The sequence below is a fragment of the Streptomyces sp. NPDC048650 genome (genome assembly GCF_043199095.1).
GTDB lineage: Bacteria > Actinomycetota > Actinomycetes > Streptomycetales > Streptomycetaceae > Streptomyces.
The window spans coordinates 142,935-160,082 of the sequence record NZ_JBICVM010000012.1 but is presented as its reverse complement, the minus strand read 5'-3'; the positions used below and the strand labels follow the sequence as shown (position 1 = coordinate 160,082).

The following is a 17,148-nucleotide window of genomic DNA, read 5'->3' as shown; positions in this document are numbered from 1 at the left end:
CAAAGCCGCAGCTCGAGCCCGTCGAGAGCCGCTTCGCCGATACCGTCCGCCGTCGCAGCGCACCTCCTGAGGGCATGTCCCCGCGCGGGTCGGTCAGCTTCCGCCGAGCGATGCGGCCCAGTGCTTCAGGCTCGTGAACCAGTGGCCGATCTGGTGGCTCATGGTCCCGCCGTGGGTCACCCAGTCGTGCAGAGGCGGAATCTTCCAGACGGCCACGCCCCCGAGGAGGATCAGCACGGCGAGTGCGAGCGCGGCTTTGAGGAGGATGCGGCGGGGGCGGTCGGCCTTCCCGGGGCGGGTCGGCGATGTGTGGTGATCAGCCCCTGCCTGGGAGGCCGACAGGGCAGCGCCGCAATGCGGGCAGTGCGGCGGAAGGCTGGAGGAATCGGGAAATCCCTCTTCGTCGTGCGCCTGCGGTCGGCCGTCACCCCATGCTGCCGTGGCACCTTTGCCGCCGGCCGTTGCGGGGCCGGCGGCGGTGTCGGTGTGCAGGAGCCGTTCCGCCCCCGCCGGCGCGGCGGCGCCGCGCAGGAGGGTGGGGTGCGGGTCCGGAGGCAGCAGCGTGGCGGCGTCAGCTGTCGACTCGCTCAGCAGGGCCGGTTCGTCGGACTCCGCGATGATGGCGCGCAGGGCGCGGGCGAGGCTTGCGGCGCTGGGGCGTTCGAGGGGGTCCTTGCGCAGGCAGTGCTCGACGGTTGTCCATACCGGTGGGGGGAACCCTGTGGGGCGTTGGGGTTCCTCGCTCTGGTGGCGGTGGAGTACCTCCAGGGCGGTGCCGCCGGCGAAGGGGGTGTGCCCTGCGATGAGTTCGTAGAGCAGGATTCCGGCACTGTAGACGTCGACGGCGGAGGTCGGCTGATGTCCCAGCGCGGTCTCGGGTGCGATGTACGAAGGCGTGCCGACGAACTCGTGAGTGCGGGTGAGGCCGGGGGCGTCGGCCAGCCGGGCGATGCCGAAGTCCGTGAGCATCGGCCGTATCTCGCCGGCGTCGTCCGTGTCCGTGTCCGTGTCCGTGTCCGTGTCCGTGTCCGTGTCGGCGAGCATGATGTTCGCGGGTTTGAGATCGCGGTGCAGCACGCCGTCGGCGTGGCTGGCGGCCAGGGCTTCCGCTATCTGCGCGGTGAGCCGGACCGCCCTGAGCGGATCCAGAGGGCCCTTTTCTCGCAGGTATCGATGCAGGTCGGGGCCGTCGATGAAGTCCATGACGAGAGCGAGCAGGTCGCCTTCGACGACCAGGTCGCGGGTGCGCACGATGTTGGCGTGGGTGAGACGACGAAGCGCGGAGTGCTCCTGCAGGAAGCGCAGCACCACGTCGGGGTCGCCGGCCAGCTCTTCCCTGAGCACCTTGATCGCGACTGTTGAGCTCGCCGCTTCATCGTCCGTGGGCCCCTCCTGCGCGTCGGTGGGGCGGGCTCGCCACACGGTGCCGGAAGCGCCGCGTCCGAGCGGCTCTTCCAGCAGGTATTTGCTGCCTACCGGTCGCATGTCGTCCGCTTTCTGGTCGTGGGGGCGGGGCGTCGCGGAGCGCCCGGGGAGGCCGGCCCTCACCGCGTTGTGAAGGGCCGGTCCAGCTGTTCGGGATCTGTGCACAGTGCACCTGCTTCGGCGACCGCTTCCAGTCCGAGTGAGGTGGCCCGTGGCGCAGTCTGCGAGCGCGGTGCCAGCCGGCACGGGGCATCGGCAGACCCGCCGCATCGGGGCCAAGTGACAGCATGACATGCCTTCTACCTGCAACAAAAGAAACGCGAGCTGCCCACCGACGCCGCGTTCCGCTTCCGGCCCGCAGGGCTCCCCGCCCATGGGGCCTGTTGCCGACGGCTGCGCCGTGCATGCACGGGTTCCACAACTTGTTCATACATGTTGCGTCGAGATATCAACTGTCACAGCCCTGCAACAGACCCCCGCGCCCGGCGCGGAAACCGGTTTAGGCCTTCGGCCTCCGGCAAGAGGCGGTGGACGGGAGCCTCATGGGCAGTGACACGACCATCGCCCGGCCCCTTCCCCCACAACTGCCGGTTCTTCCGGCATACGAGAGAAACGAGCACCACGTGAGCAGGAGCGCGAAGCACTCGAACGACCCGAACCACTCGAGGAACAGGCGACGCCTCGTCTTCGGCCTGACCGGCGGAGTGGCGACTCTGGCCGTGGCGGCGACCGCGATGGCCTCCACCGGTGGGACCGGCACGGGCGGGACCGGCACGGGCGGGGGCGCGTCCCCGCAGTCGCTGAAGGTGATGAGTCTGAACACCTGGCACGGTGGCGCGAAGGTTTCGGACGGGGTCAACAAGATTGCACGGCAGGTCAAGGCTTCCGGCGCCGATGTCGTCGCCCTGCAGGAGTCCTCCAGCCCGGTCGCCAAGGAGATCGCGGGCAAACTGGGGTGGAAATACCACACGGCCAGTGGCACGGACGTCGACCTCGTCAGCAGGAAGCCGATCGAGAAGACCGACTCGTTCTCGAAGGAGTCCTCCGGCGCGAAGGCGATCGCCGCGAAGATCGAGGGCGTGTGGGTGTACTCGATTCACCTCGACTACACGAAGTACGGCCCGTACAACGCCTGCTTCGACCAGGACAGCTACGAGCAGATATACGCCGACGAGGCCAGCCGGAAGGCCCAGGCCCAGGACATAGCGAAGTGGACCGGCTCGGCCCCGGGGATCGTCGCGGGAGACTTCAACACGCCCTCCCACCTGGACTGGACCAAGGAGACCAAGTCCGAGCACTGCAACTCGACGGTCGAATGGCCCGCGACCAAGGCATTCGCGGACAAGGGGTTCAAGGACTCCTACCGTGAACTGCACCCGAGCCCCGCGAACGAGCCCGGCAACACCTGGTCTCCCGTGACCAAGAAGAACAGTGACTACGACAACAAGCCGGAGCCACAGGACCGCATCGACTTCATCCTGCACAAGGGCGGTTCGCTGAAGCCCGCCACGTCCCAGACCTTCGGTGGCGGCTCGGACTGGCCCTCGGACCACCTGGCGGTCGTCACCACCTTCCGTCGCTGAGCAACCCACGCCCGCCGGCGCAGCAGCGAGAGTGCCCCCGCCCGGGAGCCCACCGCTGTTCCGGGCCATCTCCCCTTGCCCAAGGTGAGGTTGGCCCGGGAGACGGGACGGAACACACCCACCGGCCCGGCCCAGCGCAATCGGGACGGAGCGCGCAGGCGGGGTGGGCGGTGCAGATCTGTGGCCTCGTAGCCATCTGATCGCGCAGACCAAGCACGGGAGGGCGCGACCGCGGTCTTCGAGCCGCTGTTGCAGCCCTCCCGGGGCACCGCCCCCTCCCTGCCGGACGACCGCGGGAAGGGGAATATCCGGAGCAACTGGCGTGCTGAGGCGTGTAGATGAACCGTCCGGATGCACCTCCCGGCATACACAGCCCGGAATGCACACCCCAGCACAGCACGGAGCCAGACGCCATGCAGGAGACGCCCTCCCCCCTCCACGGCCCTGCCGATCCGGAGCCCCTTCGAGGGCTTCGAGGACTTCGAGGACGCACAGTGGTCCTGATCGGCGGGGGCTCAGGCATCGGCCTGCGCGTCGCACACCAGGCGGTCGCCGCCGGCGCCGACGTCGTCCTCGGAGGGCGCACCCGGGAACGTCTCGCCGCCGCAGCACAGGAATTGGGCGATCGCGTGACCTGGCGCACCGTGGACACCACGGACCGCTCCTCACTCGCCTCCTTCTTCGCGGAACTCGACCGCGTCGACCACCTGTTCACCTCCGCCGCTTCCTACCGCGTGGGCCCCATGCGGGAGTTGAGCGACGAGGACGCCGAGAGCCCCTTCGTCTCCAAGTTCTGGGGCCAATACCACGCGGCCAAGCACGCCGCCCCCAAGCTGGCGCGGGACGGATCGATCGTCCTGATGTCCGGCGCCGCTGGTGCACGCCCGCCGGCCGCCGCGCCCGCCTATGCGGCGTGCAATGCCGCGATCGAAGGGCTTGGGCGGGGCCTGGCCGTCGAACTGGCACCGGTCCGTGTCAACGTCGTCTCGCCCGGCACCATCGACGGGAACCTGTGGGCGCACCGTACGGAGCAGGACCGGGAGGCGGCCTTCGCGCAGTACCGCCGGGACACGCTTCTTCACCGACTCGGCACCGAGGACGAGATCGCCCAGACCGTGCTGTTCCTTTTCACCAACGGTTTCACGACGGGCGCCACCCTGTATCCGGACGGTGGCTACACCCTGCGCTGATCGCCTCGCCCCCGGAAGCTGTTGGTGGCTCCGAGTTGCCCGCAGGCGCGACGGCGAGCCGCGTGGAGCCACGTGGAGCCGACCGGGCGGGTGACCGCTGACGTGGTGAGCCGGACGCTTCCAGGCAGGCACCGCGATGCGCCATGTCGCGATGCGGCGCATCGCGGGGTCGTGCTCCGTGATGCGGCGCATCGTGGGGTCATGCTCCATGGTGCCGCGCACGCCGTCCCTGTCCTTGCCCTCCTCGGCCGGTTTTGCCGAAGTGGCAAGGAACCTCGCGCTCTTCCCGCCGGGCCCGCAAGATCAGCCCTGAGGAGGCGGACCGGGGCCGAGCTGGTTCCGGCGCCTCGTCTTGTAGCGGTTCGAGCCAGGAGGATTCATGTCACAGCAGGCCACGGGATTCACCGACCGAACGGTCCCCTCGCCCGCCGGCCGGATCCACCTGGTGGAGCAGGGCTCCGGGCCGCTGGTGTTGCTGGTGCACGGCTTTCCTGAATCCTGGTACTCCTGGCGCCATCAGCTGCCGGCGCTGGCCGCAGCCGGATTCCGGGCGGTCGCCGTCGATGTCCGCGGCTACGGTCGCTCGTCCAGGCCCCAGGGTGCGTCGGCGTACCGGATGCTCGACCTGATCGACGACAACGTCGCGGTGGTGCACGCGTTGGGCGAACAATCCGCGGTGATCGTCGGCCACGACTGGGGCTCGACCATCGCCGCCAACTCCGCCCTGGTCAGGCCGGACGTCTTCCGCGCGGTGGGGCTGTTGAGCGTGCCCTACGCCCCACGCGGCGGGCCCAGGCCCAGCGATGTTTTTGCGCGCATGGGTGGCGACGAGGAGTTCTACGTCTCCTACTTCCAGGAGCCGGGCCGCGCGGAGGCCGAGATCGAACCCGACGTGCGCGGCTGGCTCGGGGGCTTCTACGCTGCCATGTCCGCCGACACCATGCCCGCGCCCGGCGCACCCGACCCGCACTTCGTCAGCCCCGGGGGGACGCTGCGGGACCGATTCCCCGTCGGTCGGCGGCCCGCCTGGCTCAGCGAGGAGGACCTCGACGTCTACGCCGGGGAGTTCGAGCGGACCGGGTTGAGCGGAGCGCTCGACCGTTACCGGAACATGGACCGGGACTGGGAAGAGTTCGCCGGCTTCGACGGTGCCCCTGTCACTCAGCCGTCCTTGTTCATCGGCGGCAGCCAGGACGCCTCCACCACCTGGATGGCCGACGCGATCGCGGTATACCCCACCACCCTGCCCGGCCTTCGCTCCTCCCACATCCTCGACGACTGCGGCCACTGGCTCCAGCAGGAACGTCCGGCCGAGGTGAATCAGCTCCTGACGGAGTGGCTCGCCTCTCTGCCCCGCTGAACAGCTGAACAGCTGAACAGCTGGACAGCGGCCAGGCCGCGCGGCCGGACCGAGCGCCCGGAAGCGGCGGAGAATCTGCCGGCGGGCGCTCGGGAGCAGCGATGACCGCATGCGATGCCATCCATCCACCACACCGCATAGATGCACTGCATGGACGTACCGCATGGACGTACTAGACGTACTACATGGACGTACTGCATAGATGTACGATTCAACGCATGAATATCCGCCCCGTGTCCTTCGGCCATCCCGACGCCGTGCGGCTCAATGAACGCGTCCAGCTCGAGTACGCCGAGCGATACGGCAACGAGGGCGACGTCACCGTTCTCGCCCCCGGCATGTTCCAGCCGCCGCACGGCCTCTACCTCGCCGTCTACGACACCGCGGGCACCCCCGTGGCGACCGGCGGCTGGCGCTCGCACAACGAGGACGAGCACGCGCACACGGACGGCGACGCGGAGATCAAGCGCATGTACGTCGTCCCGGAGGCACGGGGCCGCGGGCTGTCCCGGCTGGTCCTGGCCGCGCTCGAGAAGGACGCCCGCGGCGCGGGGCGCACCCGGATGATCCTGAAGACCGGCACCAGGCTGCCTGAAGCCATCTCGCTCTACGTCTCGAGCGGATACGAGCCGTGTGCGAGGTTCGGCCGCTACCGGTTCGACGCCCTCAGCCGCTGCTACGCCAAGGCACTGGTCCCGGTCCCGGTCCCGGCCACCACCGGCTCCGGCTCCGCGGCCGTCGCCACGCGCAGGGTGGGCTGACCCGGCAGCGCGGCCGGGACCCGCAGCCCGAAGAGGGGTACTCCGTTCCTGGCACCGAACGCGCGACTGCGGCGCACGGTGAGCACCGCCACCAGGCCGAGGATCGCGAGGGATTGGATTCTGCCGATCACCGGCACGACATCGACGGGCAGGGCCAGTGCCTCCCCGGTGCTCAGTACCGCATCGAGCAACTGCGCGCTGCCCCACAGCACCGTCAGCCCCCGCAGCGCGGCCCGGAAGTCCGGCACCTCGCGCCAGGCGCGCTCCGCCTCCGCTGCCCAGCTCGGCCCGCGCAGCCGGCGCCCGAAGTGGAACGGGAACGGCCGGGAGGTGAAGAGCGAGCCGAGGATCCACGCCCCCAGGGCGGCGGGCAGAGCGGCGTCCTTCAGCAGCAGCACCCGCGGGCTGCCGCTGATCAGCGAGGTGGCCGCGGAGGCCGCGAGCAGCGCGACCACCAGGAGGTCGAAGACGTCGACGCGTCGGCGCACCACCGCTGTCACCAGAGCATGCGCCGCCGGTACGGCACAGCTCAGTAGTAAGGCCAGCCACTGGGCGGTATCCAGCGCCCGTAGTACGTAGTAGACGACCAGCGGCACCAGAATGTTGATGATCAGCGGCACGATCGTTCCGCGCCACCTGTGTGCGCCGCGCAACTCCACAGCTTCCATGAGGGTCTCCAGCGGTCCGCACCGGACGTTCCGGCGCCTCGACGACCTGCATCGACGCTACGGGCCGGGCGGGTGGACAAGCATCGGCCCCAGGGCCGGTCCCCGGGCGGGCGCTCTCCACCCGCCTCCACCATCGGGTGGAGGACGCCTTCGGCCCGACGCACGGAGCCGGAGTGCCGGCGCCTCCGCCGCTGCACATCTGCCCGCGGCGGAGGCGCCAGGTGTCACCCTCCCGAGGTGTCGGCGCTGCCGTTGGCGTCCGCGGCATCGGCGGCACGCTCGGCGGCGTCGACCTTCTGCCGCATCTGCCCGAGCTGGTCCGGCGTGGTCGGGGAGCTGCTGCGCGATGCGGCTGGGGCTGCCCGGTCCGGAGGGGCGACCGACGAGCAGGCCGTGGTGGCCAGGAGCGGCAGGGCGAGGACGGCCGTCATCAGTACGGGCACGAGTCGGCGGGTGGTCATGACGTGGGGGCTGCCTTGTCCTTCGCGCCGCCGTTGTTCGCCTTGCACCAGGTGGCGACGTCCTTCAGGTCGGGCTTCTTCTCCTTGAGTGTCGTCAGCAGGCCCTTGCGGGTGGTGAGGCGGTCACCGAGGAACGCGGCGATGGCGGCGTGGTCGGCCCTCTTGGCGTTGGCGATGCGCCGCTCCAGGAACTTGACGGAGCCGCGCCTACCGACGGGCCCCTCGATGCGCTTGATGCGCCGGTCGATGCGCTTCTCCAGCCTGGGCACCCGGTGGCACAGCTTCTTCGCGCCGTCGCCCTTGGGGCCCTTGGCCTGTGTGGCCGCGGCGGCCGTGGTGGCCGGGCTCGCGCCGCCGGCCGCGTAGGACGGCGCCGCGGCCGTCGTTGTGGCAAGGATGAGGCCCGCGAAGGCCGCGGTCATGGTCGCGGTGCGACGCTGCATGAGGTGTCTCCGTTCTCGGTACGGCCCGGATACTGCCGGCGGCCCGCCCCAGTGGCGGGCGGCATGAGAGGGAAAGTAGAAGCGGTTCTTGTGGTTTCTTTGTGAGCCCGGATCTGGCGTTGGTCACCCGTCCCCTGTGCCCACCGGCCCGGGTAGCGGGTGGTCCCCGGGTTCACCGAGGCGAGGTGGTGGTGCTCGTAACGGGCCCCTCGACGCGCACCCCGCTGGTGTCCGCGGTGACCAGGACACCGCAGACGAAGAGCGCCACCGCCAGGCCGGCCCCGGCGAGCGCGGTGGCGACGGAGGAGGCCCGCCGCGATTCACCCCGCATGGCGCGGCCACATCGTGGCGGGCACGGCACCCGGTCGGGGCCGGTGACTGGATGGCTGGGGTGGCCGACGGTCGGTGCGGGCGCGCACCCTCGACGGGGAGAGGCCCCATGCCCTTGGCCCAGTAGCCCGCGGGCCTTTGGCCCGGCAGCACTCCATGGCCTGGGCAGGGGTGCGATGTTGCCGGTGCGCATGGATTCCTCCTCGTGGCGAGCGGACACGGTGCCGCGCGCAAGGAGGACGCTAGGGACGTACTTTGTGGAATTCCTGTCGCCCGTTTGCGGTGTCCGACAGCCAGTCCCGGTGCTGGGGCACCACCACGCCGGGCCGGCCCGGGTGTGCGAGGGGAAAGGCGATCTCGAATCGGGCCCCGCGACCCCGGGGTCCGTCCAACACGCGCAGCCGCGCGCGGTGCAGGTCGATCTGCTGGGCGACCAGTGTCAGGCCCAGACCCGATCCGGGGCTGTCGGAACGACGGTGAAACCGCTGGAAGATCGTCTGCCGCTGTTCCGGCGGCACGCCGGGCCCTTGGTCGTCCACCGTGAGGACGGCCGTCGGGGCGTCGCGGTCGCCGGCCGCGAGCAGTCGCACGGCGACCTGCGCCCTGCCGTCCGCGGACCTGCCGTGCGCCAGGGTGTTGGCCAGCAGATTGTCCAGCAGCGAACGCAGCCCCGGTTGCCATCCGTGCACCGTCAAGCCCGGCTCACTGTCGAACGTCACCTCTGCCTCGGGATGAGCGCGGCGCAGGTCGGACACGGCCGCATCCGCCAGGTCGGCCAGGTCGACGGGCGCGAACGCGTCCGCCTCGACCAGGTCACCTTGCGCAAGCGCCCGCAGCATCACCAGCAACCCCAGCAGACGTGCGTGCCCCCGCCGCAGATCCGCCACCGTCTCCGCCCGGTCGGCGGGGTCGAGGTCATGAAAGGCGTCGAGGATGTCGAGGTTGGTCTGCATGCTCATCAGCGGGGTCCGCAACTCGTGCGATGCGGCGGCCGAGAAGGAACGGGCCGTGGCCAGCGCCTCCGCGGTGCGGGTGGCCTGTTCGTCATAACGGACGAGGACCGTCTGCAACGTGTGCGCGAGGTCGTCGACCTCGGTGATCCGGGTCGGTGTGTGCGTCAGGCGGGCGGCGCTGGTGCGCGGGTCGAGGCCGCTGGTGCGCTGTTGGAGACGGCGCAGCGGCCGGGCCGCACCGGCGGCGAGCGCCCAGGCCAGGGCCGCGGAGGCGGGTGCGGCGAGCAGCGCGACGGTGATCACCCGGCCGCGTACGAGCTGGATCTGCGCCTGGTTCGCGGCCTCCGGGGAGAACAACCACAGCGTCCCCTGGACCCCGGCCCGGCCGGTGCCCACCGGGACGGCCAGGGCACGCCAGGTCTTCCCACGGGAGCGGACCGTGGCCGGACGCCGCGTCCGGGCCGGCAGATGTACGGCGGGGTCGGGCTGGGGCCCGTCCATGACGGTGCCGTCCGGGCCGGTCAGGCGGATGCCGATGTCCAGGGCCGCGGTGAACAGCTTGCGCTGGCGGGCCTGCTCGATGCGCGGCCGGTCCTGGGAACTGGCGCGGAGCAGGCCGCGGGCCGCGGATGCGACGCTCTGGGCGCGTTCACCGAGCCGTTCGTCGGCCTGCTTGTGCAGATCCTTGCCGACCAGGCCGACCAGCACCCAGCCCGCGGCCACCACCAGCAGGGGCACCACGGCCCCCACCACGATCGCGATCCGGGTGGACAGCCTCACGACCGGTGCTCCCGCTCGCCGCCTGTGCTCCCCTGGTCGTCACGCAGGACGAAGCCGACGCCCCGCACGGTGTGCACGATCCGGGGCCGTCCGCCCGCCTCCAGCTTGCGGCGCAGATAGCTGACGAAGGTGTCCACCGCATCGGTGCGGACCTCGAAGTCGTAGCCCCACACCCGCTCCAGCAGTTGGTCGCGGGTCAGGACGAGACCGGCGTTGCGGGCCAGTACTTCGAGCAGTTCGAACTCGCGCCGGGTCAGCTCCACCAGCGTGTCGTCGAGACGGGCGGCGCGCGCCGCGACGTCGAGCCACAGGCCCCCGACCCGTACGGCGTCGGTGGCTGCCGGTGGCCGCCGGCGCAGCAGCGCGTGCAGCCGCAGCACCAGCTCGTCCAGGGCGAAGGGCTTGACGAGGTAGTCGTCTCCCCCGGCCTGGAGCCCGGCCACCCGATCTGCCACCTCGTCCAGTGCGGACAGCATCAGCACCGGTATGTCGTTGCCGTCCCTCCGGAGGTTCCGGCACACGGCGATGCCGTCCAGGTCGGGCATCGAGATGTCCAGGACCACGACGTCCGGCGCCTCGTCGGCCACCTTCGCCAGCGCGCTCCGGCCCCCTTCCGCCAGGTCGACCGTGAACCCGTTCAACCGCAGACCACGGCCCAACGACCGCCGGATCGCGATGTCGTCGTCCACCAGCAAGACCCGCCCGCAGCTGGTCGTCCCGCCCATTGCCGCCTCCGCCCGTCCCTTCACCGCTCCCGCATCATGCACCACGGCCCACTGCGCCACCCAGCTCGGGCCCGCCGGACGGAAGGCGAAGCCGCTGATCCGCGCCATGCGCGTGATCGGCGTGATCCGCTACGGAGGCGCTTTGTGTCCGATCTGCGCGACGACCCACCGCGCGCCCCGCACCTCTGATGCCGCATGCCGGGTGGCCGCACCGTCAGCGGGCCCGCCGGTCGACACCGCTCAAGATGCCTCTTCCGGCACACCGGGCCCGGCGGCGGACGCCGACCCCGCCACGGTCCAGATCGCCGTGCCCCACAGCGCGAGGGCGGAGATGCCCCCCACCACGAGGCGAACGCTCTCGTCCGGGCCGTCCGTGCACCACACGGTCATGCCTGCCCCACCTGCCAAGGTCAGCAGGGCCGCCGGCACCCGCAGCCGGGCCTGCCCGAACACCGCCGCCAGCGGCAGGAAGTGGAGCCCGACGACAACCGCGACCAGCGGGGGGATGAGCACCGGAACCCCGGCACGGCCACACACCACGGCGATGGCGATGATCAGCAGCCACTGGAGGGCGTTGATCTGCTGGAACCGCCGACGCCGGTCGGCGGGGAACGGCCCGCCTGCCGACGAGGGGAGGAATCGGCGTGCGGCAAGCATCAGCGCCACCGCCACCGCACAGCCGACCACGACCACGACGATGCGCGCCGGCCCGCCGAATGCGCTCGTGCCGAGCAGCCACCAACCGAGCCCGAACAGCGCGAAGAACCCCACACCTGACTTGAACATGATCAGACCTTATATCGCCCCTATGCGGAAAAGAGCCCCGTCGAACGAGAGTTGTCCGCATCGGCGGGCTGGGGCCGGGACTTGGGCAACCGGCCTCACCGGCCTCACGGCCTCAACCGGCCTCTCCCGTACGGAAGGAGCTGCCCGGCTTCGTCGCCGGTGCCTACCGTCGCGGCGGTTCCACTTCGAGGTGGCGGCGCCGGCGCGGCCCCCGGTACTCCAGCGTCTGCCAGCCCAGCCGGTGCAGTGCCTCCGCACAGCGCCGCAGCGCGTCCACTTCCTCGTACGCGGCGCCGCTCCCGGCCGGCCCCACCCACTCGACCTGCGCCACTGCGGGCGCCGCGGCCCGGGACACGCAGTACCCCGTGGCCACCCGCCGGCCGTCCCCGTCGACCGCCGACGGCGCGATTCCCGCCGCCTCCAGGCCGAGAGCGACAGCACGGACCGCTTGGCGCAGCTCCCACTCGGCAGGCACCGCAAGAGGATCGGCCGCCCCGGTGCCCATCAGCCGACGGATCTGCAGCAGCCCCTCGAACGCCACGCGGACCGCCGCCTCCCTCGCCCCGGCCGTACCGGCCGGCGGACGACCGGCACCGGTAGCCGCCTCGAACCCCATACCGTCACCCTCGGACACGCAGCCGCTCCACTTCTGCCGTCGCCATCCTCCCGCGCGGCGGCGCTCCGGCGGAGGTGGGCCGGGCATGGCCGGTCACCCGGCATGTTTGTTGAGGACCGTCACGTCCAGGGTGCATCCCACCGCGCCCGAGGTGTCCTTGTCGATGGACTCGACGGCGATCACGGCGATCCGGTCCTCGCTCGTCCGCACACAGAAGAACTCGCCGTACTTCACCTGTGCGGGGTCCTCGGTCGGGCGGCGCAGTTCGCCCCGGCACGCGTCCAGAGAGGGCTCATCGGCACCTCGCCACCTGCGTACGGCGCTCAGGCTGCCGGGCGACACGGCCACCCGATCCGTCGACCACGCATCGACGGTGCTGACCCAGATGTCGCTGGACGCGCGGTCGCTGTGCCGGGTGGGCGGGATGGTGTCGAGGTCGAGCGGTGCGTTGCCCAGGCTCAGGGGAGAGCTCCAGCGCTCCTCGGCCTGCGCCTCTTGAGCGCCCCGGTCGTTGCCCGCCTCGTCACCGGAGTCACCGCCGACGGGCAGCAGCCAGGCGAGAAGCCCCACGACGAGCGCGAGGACGCCGACCACGCCGCCGATCCCGGTCCACCAGTGGGCGGTCATCCAGCGTCCCAGGCGCCGCCCCGCGGTGGGGGTGTCTCTCGTGCCGGCCGGTTCCGGGGAGGGCTCCTGCACCGGCTCGTCGACGGTGTTGGGCCGGACATCGGGCGCGGGTTCGGGCACGAGGCCGGGCGCGGGTTCGGGTTCTTCGGCCATGTCGACGAGTGTGTGGCGTGCCTGCGGGTGACCGGTCTCCGGTTCCGCGAATTCCACTCCATCAGGTAGGTGCGTCGCGCGCGCCCGACAACGTCCGCGGGGTGCCGGGCACGGCCGAACCGGACACGGCCGAACCAGGTGGTATCGGACCGGGTGCTGACGAACCGCCTCCATATGACGTCGCCGCACGGCGGAAAGGACATGTCAGGAGCGGGAGTTGGGGGAGCGCAAGGGGGCGAGCGGGTCGCCGGTCCGGTACCTCCGGACCCCGGAAGAGGCACCACCGCTGCACGCCCAGGACGAAGCGGCAGGCACATGCGCCCGGACCGGCGGCACCTCCGTGAGGGGAACCGCGCCGGGTCGCCGGCACGCATCGCGGCGGCGGGCTCGGCACGATCGACGGGAACGGGGACGTGGTCCTTCCCGGCGGCTCCCGCGGACACATGCAGCCACTCCAGCTGCGCACGTAGCCGGCCCGCCTGAGCGCAGGCGGGCCCGAAACCCGGCCCTCTTCGGGGCCGACGCCCGGTCCTCTTCGGGGCCGACGCCCCCCATCCGACCGAGCGGCCCTGCCCCGTCCATCACCCGGCCCGCCTCACGACGCACGCCCGGCGTGCAACCGCCGCCCCCCTGCCGCGCACCTGGTGCCGACGCACCCATACCTCAACACCCTTGTCCGGCACCGGCCTTGCCTTCCCGACCCACATCATGGATAGTCCAGCTATCAGTTAGTGGAAAGTGCCACTATCCATACTGCTAGGGGATCCGCATGTCCAGATATCGTTCACTGCTCGCCTTCTCCTGGGCGATGGCCGCACTGGCCGTCGTGGCCGCCGTCGGGCTGATCGCCGACGACCGGGTACTGGTGGGAGCGCCGATCTGGTTCAAGCCGTTCAAGTTCGCGGTCTCGTTCGCCGCCTACGGGCTGACTCTCGCCTGGATGCTGTCCCGACGGGCTCCGAGCCGCATCGGCACCTGGGCCGCACACACCGTCGTGGCGGCCGGACTCGTCGAAATGGCGATCATCACCGGCCAGGCAGCGCGCGGCCGGCGCAGCCACTTCAATATCGAGACCCCTCTGGACCGGGCCCTGTTCGTCACGATGGGACTGACGATCGTGGTCCTGTGGGTGGGCACCCTGGTCATCGCGCTGCTGCTGTTCCGGACCCGCCTCGGCGACCGGGCCGCGACCTGGGCGATCCGCCTCGGCGCGCTGATCGCGCTGGTGGGGCTGCTGCTCGGCGGGCTGATGGTGCTGCCCACGCCCGAACAACAGGCCGCGGGCGCGCTGCGCACCGTCGTCGGCGCACACAGCGTGGGTGTCCCGGACGGCGGCCCGGCCATGCCACTGACCGGTTGGAACACCACCGGCGGCGATCTGCGCATCCCGCACTTCGTCGGCATGCACGCACTCCAGGCGCTGCCCTTGTTCCTGTACGCGGTGGAGGCGCTGACCGGACGGTTCCCCCGGCTGCGGTCCGAACGCGTACGGCTGCGCCTGGTACTGGTCGCGGCCGGCTTCGCCACCGCGCTGCTGGCGGTGGTGACCTGGCAGGCGCTGCGCGGTCAGGCGCTGATCCGCCCGGACGGGGTGACGCTCGGTGCGCTGGGGGCCGTCGTGGTGGCCACGGCCATCGGGACGTACGCGGCACTGCGCCGCCCCGCGGCCGCCGACACAGTCGGCACCCCGCCCCGTCCCTCGCACACGACCGACAAGTCCGCCTCCCCCATCACCGCACCGGAGTTCACGGCATGAGCAACGACGTCCTCTTCGACCTGGCCTTCGCCTTCGCGGCACCGTTCTGGGCGCTGCTGATCCTCGCCCCGGGGTGGCGCTGGACCGACCGGATCGCCGCTTCGCCGCTCCCGATGGTGCCGGTCATCGCGGTCTATCTCGCCCTGGCCGTACCGGTGTTCCCGCAGTTGTGGGCCGCCGTCAGCCACCCCGATCTGGCGGGGTTCCAGGAACTGCTGCGGCTCGACGGCGGGGCGGGCGCGATCTGGGCACAGGTGATCGCCTGGGATCTGTTCCTGGGGCAGTGGATGTACCGCGAGGCCCGTGCGCTGCGGATCTCTCCGCTGGCGATGGGACCCCTGCTGGTACTGACGGTCCTGCTCTCCCCCATCGGCGTACTGCTCTTCCTCGGCGTGCGCGCGGCCGTCCGACTCAGGGAGCGCCGAGCCTCGCACGGCCACGACGGTACGCACCGACGACCTTCCACTCCTTGACAGGAAAAGCCTTCGGTAGCCCTCTGGGGACGTGATCGATGGGGCAGTGACCGAGCCGCGCACGGTCGGGGCTCGCGTCCCGGCCGTGCGCGCCACCGGGGCCGACACATGGCCGCGGTCCGGGCCGATGGCCCTCGCCGAACGCCTTGCCGTCCGGGCCGGTTGACCGGGGTGAAGCGTCGGTGCGGTGTCTACCGCCGGTGCACGGCACGTGAGGCGAGGATTCGGCGGCCCTCGCTCTGCGGCGCATGGCCAGTCCGGTCAGTCCGGTCAGTCCGGTCAGTCCGGTCAGTCCGGTCAGTCCGGCGGGATCCCCCACACCTCGGGGCCGCCCTCACGCCAGTCGAACTGCGCCTCGTCGTTGAGGTCGAAACGGTCCCGGTCCAGGCCCGCGCAGCGCAGAAACTCCAGGAGATCCGCCGTGCGGTAGGCGACCCCCAGGTCCCGTCCGTCGATGAGGACCCGGCGGCCACCGCCGGAGGCCGGGGGCTGGACGGTCACGTGCAGGCGGGGATCCATACCGTCAATCCTGCCGCCGACGGCCGGCCCGCGCGTCTTGGGAGGCGTGGCGGAGCGGGCTCCGGCCCGGGAGCGGCGCGGCCAGGCCCGGTGTGTCGGGTAGTGGATCCTCGGGGTTCCCCACTGCGAGTGGAATGTCGGGGGCGTCGATCGGAGCGGCGGGGCGGCCTGCCTGTACGACCCAGGTCCGCCCGGTGTGGCGGTCAGCGAGGATGGTTTCGACGGCTACGGCGACTTCCTCCGGGGCGGCGAGCCGGAGCCCATGCGAGTGCAGGGTGGTTCGCCATGGCGCGAGGACGGGGGTGTCCACCAGTCCGGGGCAGACGGCGTTGATCCGCACGCCGTCCCCATCCAGGAGCGGCGCGGCCGAGCGGACCAGACCGATGAGGGCGTGTTTGCCCGCGGCGTAGAACAGGTCGGCCGAGGTCGTGAGTCCGGCGATGCTGGAGGTGACGACGATGTCCCCGGAGCGCTGCCCGCGAAGCTGGGCCAGGCAGGCGTGCATGCCGTAGACGACGCCGTCGAGATTGGTCCGCATGGTGTTGCGGTACCGCCGTGGGGTGAAGTCGTGCAGCCCGCACTGCCCCGGAACTGCCGCATTGAGCACCACGACGTCCAGCCGGCCGTACTCCCCCACGGCTCTGGCCACCGCGCGTGCGTTGTCCCGCACCGTGCCGACATCGGTACGGACGAACAGCCCGCCGCACGCTTCGGCGACGTCCGTGCCGCGAGCGGCATCGACGTCGGCGACGACGACATGGGCTCCCTGAGCGGCGAGACGTGCGGCAGTCGCCGCACCGATACCTCCGGCACCACCGGTGATCAGTGCGACCCGGCCGGTCACCGGGCCGGCTCCTCGACGTGGCGGGGAAGTATCTGCACTCCGTCGCGGCGCAGTCCGTGACGGCGCAGGAAGGAACGTCCGTGGAGCCGTTGGAAGAGCAGGATCACCACAACAGTGGCGGCCAGCAGGGCGTCATCGAGGATCGGCACCAGGTCGATCGGCAGGGTCATCGCCATGACGACCCGAAGAACGGTGTCGACCAGGCACGCCGCTCCCCAGAACGCGCTGCAGACCCACAGCAGACGCCGGAACGGCGGATGGCGCTCCCAGTTCAGTCGCCAGGTCCGTCGCCTGTCCTCGTCGAGGACGACCCTGGCGGCCTCGTAGAGGAACGGTCGTCGGGACAGCAGGGTGATCAGCATCCATCCCCCCAGCGCGGCCATCCCCCAGCCGTTGCGGATCAGCATCGCGCGCGGGCTGCCCGTGACGAAGGACATGGCGACGGTCAAGGCCATCGTGGCGAGCATGAAGATCTGCAGCCCGCCGACCCGACGTCGGGCAACGACGCCGTGCACGGCTTCGACGGCCGGGAGGGCGGCGCCGGCGAGCAGCGCGAGGAACTGGTCCGCCCCGAGCCGGCGCAGACCGTAGAACACGACCAGTGGGGCGACCACGTTGATCAGCAGCACGCGGTGGAGCTTCCTGCGAGCCTGCACGGAACGGCGTTCGCCGGGATTCTCGGACACGACAAGACC

General features: G+C 71.2%; 19 protein-coding genes. 6 read left to right on the top strand and 13 right to left on the bottom strand.

Features of this window, described 5'->3' with window-relative positions:
* Positions 1-93: 93 nt before the first annotated feature.
* Positions 94-1,485 (bottom strand): serine/threonine-protein kinase, encoded by a 1,392-nt coding sequence (locus ACGFML_RS29235; protein ID WP_393548595.1) that lies wholly within the window; start codon positions 1,483-1,485, stop codon positions 94-96.
* Between the two features lie 563 nt (positions 1,486-2,048).
* Between ACGFML_RS29235 and ACGFML_RS29230 the strand changes: the two genes are divergently transcribed.
* The 4 genes from ACGFML_RS29230 to ACGFML_RS29215 all read left to right on the top strand — a co-directional run bounded on the left by ACGFML_RS29230 (position 2,049) and on the right by ACGFML_RS29215 (position 6,319).
* Positions 2,049-3,008: an endonuclease/exonuclease/phosphatase family protein gene (locus ACGFML_RS29230; protein ID WP_393548594.1), complete on the top strand. Its 960-nt coding sequence runs from the start codon at positions 2,049-2,051 to the stop codon at positions 3,006-3,008.
* A 494-nt stretch (positions 3,009-3,502) separates the two neighbouring features.
* Positions 3,503-4,198 carry an SDR family oxidoreductase gene (locus ACGFML_RS29225; RefSeq protein WP_393548593.1) on the top strand — a complete coding sequence of 232 codons (696 nt, stop codon included), beginning with the start codon at positions 3,503-3,505 and terminating at the stop codon, positions 4,196-4,198.
* A gap of 379 nt (positions 4,199-4,577) precedes the next feature.
* A complete protein-coding gene (locus ACGFML_RS29220; protein ID WP_393548592.1) occupies positions 4,578-5,558 on the top strand; it encodes an alpha/beta fold hydrolase in 981 nt (326 codons plus the stop codon).
* A 218-nt stretch (positions 5,559-5,776) separates the two neighbouring features.
* Positions 5,777-6,319 (top strand): GNAT family N-acetyltransferase, encoded by a 543-nt coding sequence (locus ACGFML_RS29215; RefSeq protein ID WP_393548591.1) that lies wholly within the window; start codon positions 5,777-5,779, stop codon positions 6,317-6,319.
* Here the strand turns inward: ACGFML_RS29215 and ACGFML_RS29210 are convergent.
* The 9 genes from ACGFML_RS29210 to ACGFML_RS29170 form a co-directional block, all read right to left on the bottom strand.
* Positions 6,235-6,987, bottom strand: a complete 753-nt coding sequence (locus ACGFML_RS29210; RefSeq protein WP_393548590.1) for a VC0807 family protein — start codon at positions 6,985-6,987, stop codon at positions 6,235-6,237. The genes ACGFML_RS29215 and ACGFML_RS29210 overlap by 85 nt on opposite strands.
* Positions 6,988-7,211: 224 nt before the next feature.
* Complete coding sequence (locus ACGFML_RS29205; RefSeq protein WP_393548589.1) at positions 7,212-7,448, bottom strand: hypothetical protein; 237 nt, start codon at positions 7,446-7,448, stop codon at positions 7,212-7,214.
* Positions 7,445-7,891, bottom strand: a complete 447-nt coding sequence (locus ACGFML_RS29200) for a hypothetical protein (RefSeq protein ID WP_393548588.1) — start codon at positions 7,889-7,891, stop codon at positions 7,445-7,447. The genes ACGFML_RS29205 and ACGFML_RS29200 overlap by 4 nt, the downstream gene beginning before the upstream one ends.
* Before the next feature lie 172 nt (positions 7,892-8,063).
* Complete coding sequence (locus ACGFML_RS29195) at positions 8,064-8,222, bottom strand: hypothetical protein (RefSeq protein ID WP_393548587.1); 159 nt, start codon at positions 8,220-8,222, stop codon at positions 8,064-8,066.
* A 241-nt stretch (positions 8,223-8,463) separates the two neighbouring features.
* Complete coding sequence (locus ACGFML_RS29190; RefSeq protein WP_393548586.1) at positions 8,464-9,954, bottom strand: sensor histidine kinase; 1,491 nt, start codon at positions 9,952-9,954, stop codon at positions 8,464-8,466.
* Positions 9,951-10,679, bottom strand: a complete 729-nt coding sequence (locus tag ACGFML_RS29185) for a response regulator transcription factor (protein WP_393548655.1) — start codon at positions 10,677-10,679, stop codon at positions 9,951-9,953. The genes ACGFML_RS29190 and ACGFML_RS29185 overlap by 4 nt, the downstream gene beginning before the upstream one ends.
* Before the next feature lie 240 nt (positions 10,680-10,919).
* On the bottom strand, positions 10,920-11,465 hold the full coding sequence (locus ACGFML_RS29180) for a hypothetical protein (RefSeq protein WP_393548585.1): 546 nt from the start codon (positions 11,463-11,465) through the stop codon (positions 10,920-10,922).
* A gap of 163 nt (positions 11,466-11,628) precedes the next feature.
* Positions 11,629-12,099: a hypothetical protein gene (locus tag ACGFML_RS29175; protein ID WP_393548584.1), complete on the bottom strand. Its 471-nt coding sequence runs from the start codon at positions 12,097-12,099 to the stop codon at positions 11,629-11,631.
* 75 nt (positions 12,100-12,174) lie between these two features.
* Positions 12,175-12,861, bottom strand: a complete 687-nt coding sequence (locus ACGFML_RS29170; protein ID WP_393548583.1) for a hypothetical protein — start codon at positions 12,859-12,861, stop codon at positions 12,175-12,177.
* An 808-nt stretch (positions 12,862-13,669) separates the two neighbouring features.
* Here ACGFML_RS29170 and ACGFML_RS29165 point away from each other — a divergent pair.
* Complete coding sequence (locus ACGFML_RS29165; protein ID WP_393548654.1) at positions 13,670-14,617, top strand: hypothetical protein; 948 nt, start codon at positions 13,670-13,672, stop codon at positions 14,615-14,617.
* Entirely contained in the window at positions 14,614-15,090 is a 477-nt protein-coding gene (locus tag ACGFML_RS29160; protein WP_393548582.1) for an ABA4-like family protein, read from the top strand. The genes ACGFML_RS29165 and ACGFML_RS29160 overlap by 4 nt, the downstream gene beginning before the upstream one ends.
* A 297-nt stretch (positions 15,091-15,387) precedes the next feature.
* Here the strand turns inward: ACGFML_RS29160 and ACGFML_RS29155 are convergent, their stop codons facing one another.
* The 3 genes from ACGFML_RS29155 to ACGFML_RS29145 are packed head-to-tail and all read right to left on the bottom strand — an operon-like array spanning position 15,388 to position 17,139.
* Positions 15,388-15,609 carry a hypothetical protein gene (locus tag ACGFML_RS29155; protein WP_393548581.1) on the bottom strand — a complete coding sequence of 74 codons (222 nt, stop codon included), beginning with the start codon at positions 15,607-15,609 and terminating at the stop codon, positions 15,388-15,390.
* A gap of 4 nt (positions 15,610-15,613) precedes the next feature.
* Complete coding sequence (locus ACGFML_RS29150) at positions 15,614-16,453, bottom strand: SDR family NAD(P)-dependent oxidoreductase (RefSeq protein ID WP_393548580.1); 840 nt, start codon at positions 16,451-16,453, stop codon at positions 15,614-15,616.
* Positions 16,450-17,139, bottom strand: a complete 690-nt coding sequence (locus ACGFML_RS29145; protein ID WP_393548579.1) for a VC0807 family protein — start codon at positions 17,137-17,139, stop codon at positions 16,450-16,452. Before ACGFML_RS29145 ends, ACGFML_RS29150 begins: the two co-directional genes overlap by 4 nt.
* Between the last annotated feature and the right edge of the window lie 9 nt (positions 17,140-17,148).

Coding starts and splice junctions, on each gene's coding strand:
- ACGFML_RS29180 (WP_393548585.1), bottom strand. CDS start 11,465: ATGTTCAAGTCAGGTGTGGGGTTCTTCGCGCTGTTCGGGCTCGGTTGG.
- ACGFML_RS29210 (WP_393548590.1), bottom strand. CDS start 6,987: ATGGAAGCTGTGGAGTTGCGCGGCGCACACAGGTGGCGCGGAACGATC.
- ACGFML_RS29165 (WP_393548654.1), top strand. CDS start 13,670: ATGGCCGCACTGGCCGTCGTGGCCGCCGTCGGGCTGATCGCCGACGAC.
- ACGFML_RS29185 (WP_393548655.1), bottom strand. CDS start 10,679: ATGGGCGGGACGACCAGCTGCGGGCGGGTCTTGCTGGTGGACGACGAC.
- ACGFML_RS29205 (WP_393548589.1), bottom strand. CDS start 7,448: ATGACCACCCGCCGACTCGTGCCCGTACTGATGACGGCCGTCCTCGCC.
- ACGFML_RS29220 (WP_393548592.1), top strand. CDS start 4,578: ATGTCACAGCAGGCCACGGGATTCACCGACCGAACGGTCCCCTCGCCC.
- ACGFML_RS29170 (WP_393548583.1), bottom strand. CDS start 12,861: ATGGCCGAAGAACCCGAACCCGCGCCCGGCCTCGTGCCCGAACCCGCG.
- ACGFML_RS29160 (WP_393548582.1), top strand. CDS start 14,614: ATGAGCAACGACGTCCTCTTCGACCTGGCCTTCGCCTTCGCGGCACCG.
- ACGFML_RS29155 (WP_393548581.1), bottom strand. CDS start 15,609: ATGGATCCCCGCCTGCACGTGACCGTCCAGCCCCCGGCCTCCGGCGGT.
- ACGFML_RS29200 (WP_393548588.1), bottom strand. CDS start 7,891: ATGCAGCGTCGCACCGCGACCATGACCGCGGCCTTCGCGGGCCTCATC.
- ACGFML_RS29195 (WP_393548587.1), bottom strand. CDS start 8,222: ATGCGGGGTGAATCGCGGCGGGCCTCCTCCGTCGCCACCGCGCTCGCC.
- ACGFML_RS29215 (WP_393548591.1), top strand. CDS start 5,777: ATGAATATCCGCCCCGTGTCCTTCGGCCATCCCGACGCCGTGCGGCTC.
- ACGFML_RS29235 (WP_393548595.1), bottom strand. CDS start 1,485: ATGCGACCGGTAGGCAGCAAATACCTGCTGGAAGAGCCGCTCGGACGC.